The 8,301-nt window shown below is 68.3% G+C and carries 7 protein-coding genes and 1 pseudogene; 3 read left to right on the top strand and 5 right to left on the bottom strand.

Annotation, left to right across the window (positions count from 1 at the left end; genetic code table 11):
* The 3 genes and pseudogenes from AU194_RS28655 to AU194_RS28645 form a co-directional block, all read right to left on the bottom strand.
* A pseudogene (locus tag AU194_RS28655) lies at window positions 1–720 on the bottom strand (VWA domain-containing protein); the annotation flags it as partial.
* The gene (locus AU194_RS28650) at window positions 717–1,535 is read right to left on the bottom strand and encodes a CbbQ/NirQ/NorQ/GpvN family protein (RefSeq protein ID WP_059092644.1); all 819 of its coding nucleotides are present in this window, start codon (window positions 1,533–1,535) and stop codon (window positions 717–719) included. The gene AU194_RS28650 and the pseudogene AU194_RS28655, both read right to left, overlap by 4 nt.
* Window position 1,536: 1 nt before the next feature.
* Entirely contained in the window at window positions 1,537–2,697 is a 1,161-nt protein-coding gene (locus tag AU194_RS28645) for a spirocyclase AveC family protein (protein ID WP_059092643.1), read from the bottom strand.
* A gap of 116 nt (window positions 2,698–2,813) precedes the next feature.
* Here AU194_RS28645 and AU194_RS28640 point away from each other — a divergent pair, with 116 nt between their 5' ends.
* Both AU194_RS28640 and AU194_RS28635 read left to right on the top strand, forming a co-directional pair.
* Complete coding sequence (locus AU194_RS28640) at window positions 2,814–3,419, top strand: TetR/AcrR family transcriptional regulator (RefSeq protein WP_059092646.1); 606 nt, start codon at window positions 2,814–2,816, stop codon at window positions 3,417–3,419.
* A gap of 10 nt (window positions 3,420–3,429) precedes the next feature.
* Complete coding sequence (locus AU194_RS28635; RefSeq protein WP_059092642.1) at window positions 3,430–4,626, top strand: cytochrome P450; 1,197 nt, start codon at window positions 3,430–3,432, stop codon at window positions 4,624–4,626.
* On the opposite strand, the gene AU194_RS28630 is transcribed toward AU194_RS28635, so the two are convergent.
* Window positions 4,623–5,399, bottom strand: coding sequence for an emopamil-binding protein (locus tag AU194_RS28630; protein ID WP_059092641.1), 777 nt, complete (start codon window positions 5,397–5,399; stop codon window positions 4,623–4,625). The genes AU194_RS28635 and AU194_RS28630 overlap by 4 nt on opposite strands.
* Window positions 5,400–5,402: 3 nt before the next feature.
* A complete protein-coding gene (locus tag AU194_RS28625; protein ID WP_059092645.1) occupies window positions 5,403–6,848 on the bottom strand; it encodes an aldehyde dehydrogenase in 1,446 nt (481 codons plus the stop codon).
* A gap of 145 nt (window positions 6,849–6,993) precedes the next feature.
* Here AU194_RS28625 and AU194_RS28620 point away from each other — a divergent pair, with 145 nt between their 5' ends.
* On the top strand, window positions 6,994–8,259 hold the full coding sequence (locus AU194_RS28620) for an aromatic ring-hydroxylating dioxygenase subunit alpha (RefSeq protein WP_059092640.1): 1,266 nt from the start codon (window positions 6,994–6,996) through the stop codon (window positions 8,257–8,259).
* Window positions 8,260–8,301: the final 42 nt, after the last annotated feature.

The following is an 8,301-nucleotide window of genomic DNA, read 5'->3' as shown; positions in this document are numbered from 1 at the left end:
TGGGGCGGGCCGGGGGGCAGCCGGTGGCGCGGACCGGCTCCGGTGCGCGGCGCCGACCCGCAGTTCGGCACCGGCGGAGTCGGTTTCGGCCGACGACGGCCTGCTGCCCAGCAGTCTGCGCAGGAAGTCGCCCACCGCGCGGGAATTGAGGAGCGGGTTGTCGAACAGCTTGAGGATCTTGCTCTCTTCGTCGGGCCCGTCGTCGTCCTGGTCCTCGTCCTCCACCTGGTCGGGCGTGGACTCGGCCGGCTCGCTCCCACGCGCAGCGGCAGTCGGCAGCTTGGTGGGACGGATGGTGCCGAACCAGTCCGGGGGATCGTCGATGCGGGCCTTGCCGCGCGCCACGGCCAGCGATTCGACGGCCGATGTGGTGGCGGGCGAGCCGACGATGCCGAACCCGTGCACCAGGGGCAGGCGGGGCGCCAGTTCGGCGAGCACCCGGTGCCCCTCCAGGGCCAGGTAACGGCGCGCCAGCGACGGCCGTGCGCGCAGCGGTTTGGTCAGATGCGCATCGAGGCTGCCCGCGCCGAGCAGCGCACTCTGGACCACGACTTCACGGCGCTGCCGCTCGGGGGAGCCGCCCCGGGAGGTGAAGATCGCGCGACCGTCCGTGTGGGCAGGGTGGCCCGCGGGCGCCTCCGCAAGGTCCACCGCGCGGCCGGTGATGTGCGCGGCGAGCAGCCGGAAGCGTTCGGGTCCGCCCGGACCGGCGGCGCTCACGGCCCCGGCAGCACCGCGTCGACGAGTTCGCCGAGGGCGCGCACCACGTCCGCGTCGTCGGAGAGCACGCGCACGATCGCCGCCTGCACCGCGCTGCGCAGCGCGAGGCCCTCGGCCACCAGTCCGCCGGCGAGGATCAGCATCCGGGTCGAGGACACCTCGCGCAGCGGTGCGCAGTCCAGATTGCGGATCGCGTTGCCGATCGCCACCAGCACACCTGCTGTCGCCGAATCGATTCCGGCTTCGTGCGCGACGATCTGGGTCTCCAGGTCGGCGGGCGGGAAGTCCAGTTCGATCGCGATGAACCGCTGGCGGGTGGATTCCTTGAGGTTCTTGAGCACGCTCTGGTAGCCGGGGTTGTACGAGATCACCAGCTGGAAGCCCGGGGCCGCGGGCAGTGTGAGACCGAGCCGGTCGACTGGGAGCTCCCTGCGGTGATCGGCCAGCGGGTGGATGACGACGGTGGTGTCCTGCCGGGCCTCGACCACCTCGTCGAGATAGAAGATCGCGCCCTCGCGGACGGCACGCGTCAACGGCCCGTCGACCCACACGGTCTCGCCCCCCTTGAGCAGGAAGCGGCCGACCAGGTCGGCGGAGGTCATGTCCTCGTGGCCGGCGACCGTGATGAGGTCGCGGCCGAGGCGGTGCGCCATGGCCTCGACGAAGCGCGTCTTCCCGCAGCCGGTGGGTCCCTTCAGCAGCACCGGCGACCCGCGGCGGGCCGCGGCGCCGAACACCTCGACCTCATCGCCGACCGAGCGGTAGAACGCTGCGGCGGAACGGGTTTCGATCGCGATGCCGTTGTCGGTCGTCACCTCACTCGCCCCGCTCGTGGGGGATGACGCGGGGGAGTTCCGCGCCCTCGGGCAGCACGAGCTCGCCGTCGGTGTTGATGTAGCCGGAGTGCTTGGTCGGGATGGGTAGTGACGGGTCCGGGCAGGGCCGGTCGGTGCCGTCCCCGCATATGCCCGAGGTGAAGTACGAACGCTTCTGCACGTCCTCGGGCCACGGGTCGGCATGGGTCGCCATGAACTGAGCGGGAATGATGTAGAAGACGAAGAACGATGCGCTGATGGCGGCGAAGATCGCCAGGAAGCGGACGAACTGCTGTTTGGCGAAACCGCCCCGCACGTTGTCCAGTCCGCGTTCGACGACGGTGCGGCCGCGGTCGTCGGTGAAGAACCGCAGACAGCACAGCGCGGCCTGCACACCGCCCCACATCAAGCCCTCGTAGATCGGCCACTGGTAATAGGTGCCCGCGTTGATCGACAGCGACTGGATGGCGCCGGGGAAGGTGTACATCCCCAGCGGCATGAGGATCAGACCCTCCATCACGAAGTCGAAGACGAAGCCCCACGCGAAGGCGACGCCGATCAGCCCCTTGGTGCCCAGGTTCGGCCACCGCTGCTGCGCCTTGCGCATCACCCAGCAGCCCAGGATCGTGCACAGCAGCACGCCGTAGGCGTATCCGGAGACGTTGATCCCCAACGGTTCTGCGACCTGGGCGCCGGGCCTCTCGGGGGAGAGCCACCCGGGGACGTGCGGGGCCCACGACCCCATGTTGAACGCCCACGCGTTGTAGGTGCACCACGTGTTGATGTAGTTGAGCAGCGGATCCTGGAAGAAGAACAGTCCCGTGGACACCATGATCATGCCGTCGAGCGTGATCCGGCGTTCGCGCCGCCACGGCCTGATGATGAACCACCAGATGGCGACCGGGAAGAGCGCCGGCGAACCGATCTGCCACAGCATCAGGGCGACCTTCATGAAGGTCGGCGGATCCGTCGGACCGGGGTCGACCGGGGTGAAGTAGGGGCCGGTGATCCACCGGATCCAGACGTAGATCTGCAGCGCCAGGATCAGGCCACCCGCGGTGGCCCAGATCGTGACGGTTCTCGACGGGCGGGGCCCGTCGGTCCGCACGCCGCTCAGTTTCTCGGTGACCGTTCGGGTTCGCTTGTCGGTCGGTCCGCTCATGACGCTGACTCCTCTTCGGTGCCGTACAGCGTTGGCCGGTCGTATCCGTCGCCAATATACTCACCAGTATCTGAATGACCAATACTTTTCTCAGATCCTGTGGCATAGTGTCGGACATGGTCGAGCGATGGACCCGGGAACGGCGTCTCGAGCACACCCGTTCGCTGCTGCTCGACGCCGCCGAGGAGGTGTTCGCCGAAAAAGGCTTCCTGGCAGCCACTCTCGACGACATCGCGTACGCCGCCGGCTACACCAAGGGCGCCATCTACAAGCACTTCGCCACCAAGGAGGAGCTCTTCCTCGCGGTCAGCGACCGGTACTGGCGCCGCTACTTCGACAACTTCGCCGAGGTGATGTCGGCGTCGAAGGAGGTCGGCGCGCGGGAACTCGACGAGATCGCGGCGCGCTGGCGTCAACTGAGCCGCGACCGCGGCGCCGACCACGCCGCGCTCGGGCATGAGTTCACCCTGTACCTGCTGCGCAACCCCGAGGCGCGAGAACGTGTGGCGGCCAAGCGTTCCGAGGTGGTCGACGCCCTCGCGAAGTTCATCGTCGCCGGCATCGACCGCCTCGGCGGGTCGCTGCTGATGCCCGCCGCCACCCTGGCCCACGTGCTGATCGCCACCAGCGATTCGGTGGTGCTGGGCAGCGAACTCGACGACATCGACCTCTATCGGCCGATCGTCGAGATGTACGTGTCGGCGATCAAACTGCCCGGCTGAGAGGAATCCGATGGAAGCGCTCACCGATGTCTACTACGACCCCTGGGACATCGCGCTCAACGCCGACCCGTACCCGATGTTCGAGCGGATCCGGGAGGAGGTGCCGCTCTACTACAACACCGAGCACGACTTCTACGCGGTGAGTCGCTTCGACGACGTGAACCGCGGGCTCGTCGACCACCGGACGTTCAGTTCCGCGCGCGGTGTCGTGCTGGAGATCCTCAAATCGGGGATGGAGATCCCGCCCGGGACACTGATCTTCGAGGATCCGCCGATCCACGACATCCACCGCAACCTGCTGTCCCGCGCGTTCACCCCGCGCAAGATCGACGCCCTGGAACCCAAGATCCGCGAGTTCACCCGCCGGTGCCTCGACCCGCTCGTCGGCGCCGACCACTTCGACTTCGTCGCCCATCTCGGATCGGTCATGCCCATGCGGGTGGTCGGCATGCTGTTCGGGATCCCGGAGGACTACCAGCAGCGCGTGCAGGCCGACGGCGACAAGCACATCCGGGTCGAGCGCGGCGGCGCCATGACCGACAACCCCGACGGTGCGATCACCGACGGTGAGGTGTTCGCCGACTTCATCGACTGGCGGGCCACCCATCCCGCCGACGACCTGACCACCGAACTGCTCACCGCCGAGTTCACCGACGAGACCGGTACGGTGCGCCGGCTCAGCCGCGACGAACTGCTGATGTTCATGAACGTCGTGGCGGTCGCCGGGGCCGAGACCACCACCCGGCTGATCGGGTGGTCGGGCAAACTGCTGTCCGAACACCCCGACCAGCGGCGGCGCCTGGCCGCCGACCGCACGCTGCTGCCGAATGCGATCGAGGAGATCCTGCGGTTCGAACCGCCGGCCCTGCAGGCCGCCCGGTACGTGACCCGCGACGTGGAGTACTACGGGCAGACCGTGCCCGCCGGGTCGGCCATGCTCATGCTGATCGGCGCCGCCAACCGCGACCCGCGCCGATTCGGCGACGACGCGGGCACCTTCGACATCGGGCGCCCGGTGCGGCAACACCTGACGTTCGGCGTCGGCGCGCACTACTGCCTGGGCAATGCGCTGGCGCGGTTGGAGGGCCGCATCGCGCTCGACGAGATCCTCGACCGGTTCCCCGACTGGGAGGTCGACCTCGACAACGCCGTCCTCTCACCGTCGTCGGCGGTGCGCGGCTGGGACAGTATGCCTGCGCGGATCTAGGCCGGCCGCGCCGCCGCGGCCCCGGCGCGGCGGGTCAGATGGTCGACCTGGAGATGAATCGCGTACAGCACCAACGGCGGCAGCACGATGAACGGGACGTTCTCGGCGACGAACTTGAACCACAGGCCGTAGGCACCCTGGCCGATGTCTGAGAACCCGGCGCCGACCTCGGAGATGAAGTAGACGGCGGTGCTGCTCATCAGCACCGCGATCCCGGTGAAAGCACCCCACAGGCAACGGATCCGGGATTCGACCGAGAGGTTGGGATCGATCAGGCGGAACCAGAGCGCGAACACCGCCGCACCGGTGATCACGCCGACCACCTCGAGTCCGAACATCCACGGATTGCCGCTGACGTAACGGGTGTCGGCGAGCGCGTACTGCCACCACAGCCATTTCCACCCCGGGTCGGTGGTCGGCGTCCACAGGCCCAGCGGATGGCCGATGAGGAACATCAATTCGTAACCGATCTGGCTGCACGCGGTGAACGGGATGTAGAACAGCGTCAGCTCCGCGGCCTTGTCCAACCGGGTCCGGTTCTCTCCGGGCGCATTCCACAGCAGGACCAGCGGCACCAGGAACACCGGGATCCCGAACAGTAGGTTGGCGATGACGTCGGCGGTGAACGTCGGTGCCACCACGCCGAATTGGACGCCGATCGTCATCGCGACGAACACCACGCCGGTCAGCAGTGCCACACCCAGGTAGATCCGCGCGCGGTGCGGTGCGACCGGGCGGGCGAAGTTCGGTTCGCGCTCCTGAAGAGTGGTCATGGGTCACGCTCCCGCTATCGCTATGGACTTGGTGTCGGTGTAGCCGTCGATGCCCTCGCGGCCGAGTTCGCGGCCGTACCCGCTGGCCTTCACACCGCCGAACGGGGCGTACGGATCCATCGTGTACCCCTGGTTGACGCCGAAGGTCCCGGTGCGAACGGCCGCGGCGACGGCGAGGCCGCGGCCGGTGTCGGCGGTGAACACCGAACCGGCGAGCCCGTAGTCGGAGTCGTTGGCGATCGCGATCGCGTCGTCGACACCCGCATACGGCAGGACCGTGAGCACCGGGCCGAAGATCTCCTCGCGCGCGATGCTCATCGTGTTGTCGGCGCGGTCGAACACCGTTGGGCGGACGTACCAGCCGCGGTCGAGCCCGTCGGGCATCCCGCTGCCGCCGGTGACCAGTCGCGCGCCGTCGCGGAGCCCCTGTTCGATGTAGCCGGTGACGCGCTGCTGTTGGCGGCGGGCGACCAACGGGCCGACCTGCGTGGCGGGATCCGCGGGATCGCCGACGACCAGCGCGCCGACCTCCGCGGCCAATGCGTCGGTGAACTCGGCGGCACGGTGCTCGGGCACCAGCACCCGGGTCAGCGCATTGCAGATCTGACCGCTGTTGGCCAGGCTCGCCGACCGGATGCCCGCCGCGACGGCGGCCGGGTCGGCGTCGTCGAGCACGATCGCCGCCGACTTGCCGCCGAGTTCCAGGCTGACCCGCTTGAGGTCCGGTGCGCACACGGCGGCGACCGCCCGGCCCGCCGCGGTCGACCCGGTGAACGAGACCTTGTCGACCCCGGGGTGGCGCACCAGGTGTTCGCCGACGGTGCGATCACCGGGCAGCACGCTCACCACGCCGGCGGGCAGCTCGGATTCGGCGATGATCTCGGCGAGCAGCAGCGCGTCCAGCGGCGATTCGGGTGCGGGTTTGACCACGACGCTGCAGCCCGCCAGCAGGGCAGGGATCAGCTTGGTGACGGTGAGGAACTGGGGCATGTTCCACGGCACGATCGCGGCGACGACGCCGACCGGTTCACGCCGGATATGCAGATCCGCACCGTAGCGGCCCGGCCGGCCCTCCCGCCACGGATACGTCTGCGCCACATCGCAGAACGCGCCGATCATCGACCACGGCAGTGCGACCTGCGCGCGCTGGGCGAAGCTGATCGGTGCGCCGATCTCGGCGGTGATCAGCTCGGCCATCTCGGCGCGTCTGCGGTCGTAGGCGTCGGCCAGCGATCGGACCACGGCGATACGCTCGTCCGGGGCGGTGGCGGGCCACGGGCCGTTGTCGAACGCGTCGCGGGCGGCCGCGACCGCACGGTCCACGTCGGCGGGGGCGGCGGCCGCGACCCGCGCGACGGCGGCCTCGCTGTGCGGGGATACCACCTCGATCCCAGAGTCGGTGGCCGGTGCGCACCAGGTGCCACCGATGAACAGTTCCTCACCACGCACACCCACCGGCACCGACCCTCCGCCGATCTGTATCAACTACTTGCGATTGCCGTGGGCAGGATATACCGTCGGCGGTACAGGCTCGGAGCGAAATGCCGAAAACGCAGCTGTGCGTGGCTGTTTGCCGCGAGACAGGAGACCAGACATGGCCCGGTTCCCGAAACCCCCGGAAGGCAGTTGGACACAGCACTATCCGGAGCTGGGAACGGGGCCGGTCTCCTACGAGGACTCCATCGACCCCGCCTTCTACGAGGCCGAGCGCAAGGCCGTGTTCACACGGGCCTGGCTCAACGTCGGCCGGGTCGAACAGGTGCCCCGCAAGGGCAGCTACTTCACCAAGGAACTGAAGGTCGTCAACACCTCGATCATCGTGGTGCGCACCGGGAGCGGCGAGGTCAAGGGGTTTCACAACATCTGCCGCCACCGCGGCAACAAGCTGGTGTGGAACGATGTGCCCGCCGAGGAGACCAGCGGCGTGTGCCGGCAGTTCACGTGCAAGTACCACGCCTGGCGGTACGACCTCGACGGCAACCTGACCTTCGTGCAGCAGGAGGGCGAGTTCTTCGACCTCGACAAGAGCCGCTACGGCCTCGTGCCCGTGCACTGCGAGGTGTGGGAGGGGTTCATCTTCGTCAACTTCGCGCAGGAACCCGAGCAGCCGCTGCGGGAGTTCCTCGGGCCCATGATCACCGACCTCGAGGGCTATCCGTTCGACAGGATGACGTCGCGCTTCCACTACCGCTCCGAGGTGAAGGCGAACTGGAAGCTCTACATGGACGCGTTCCAGGAGTTCTACCACGCACCCGTCCTGCACGCGAACCAGTCGCCCACCGCCTACTCGAAGGCCGCGGCCGAGGCCGGGTTCGAAGCGCCGCACTACCGCATCGAGGGGCCGCACCGGTTGGTCAGCACGTCCGGTGTGCGGGCGTGGGAGATGGCCGACGAGATGCGCAAGCCCATCGAGGACATCTGCCAGAGCGGGTTGTTCGGGCCGTGGGACAAACCGGACCTGGGGGAGATGCCCGTCGGGCTGAATCCCGCGAAATGCGATCCCTGGGGCCTGGATTCGTTTCAGCTGTTCCCCAACTTCGTGATGTTGTTCTGGGGGCAGGGCTGGTACCTGACCTACCACTACTGGCCGACGTCGTACAACACCCACATCTTCGAGGGCACCGTGTACTTCCCGCAGCCGCGCACCGCCCGTGAGCGCGTCGCGCAGGAGCTGGCCGCGGTGTCGTTCAAGGAGTACGGCCTGCAGGACGCCAACACGTTGGAGGCCACGCAGTCGATGATCGAGTCGCGCGTCCTCGACGACTTCGTGCTGTGTGATCAGGAGGTGCTGATCCGTCACCTGCACAAGGAGACCGCCGCCTGGGTGCAGGACTATCGGCACAAGACGGCGGGAGTGTGACCGTGAGCGACACCGTGACCGCGGGGTCCGCTCCCACCCGCC

The sequence above is a fragment of the Mycobacterium sp. GA-2829 genome (genome assembly GCF_001499965.1).
Lineage (GTDB): Bacteria > Actinomycetota > Actinomycetes > Mycobacteriales > Mycobacteriaceae > Mycobacterium.
Note: the sequence above shows the minus strand (reverse complement) of the source record. Positions and strands in the feature narration are given on the sequence as shown.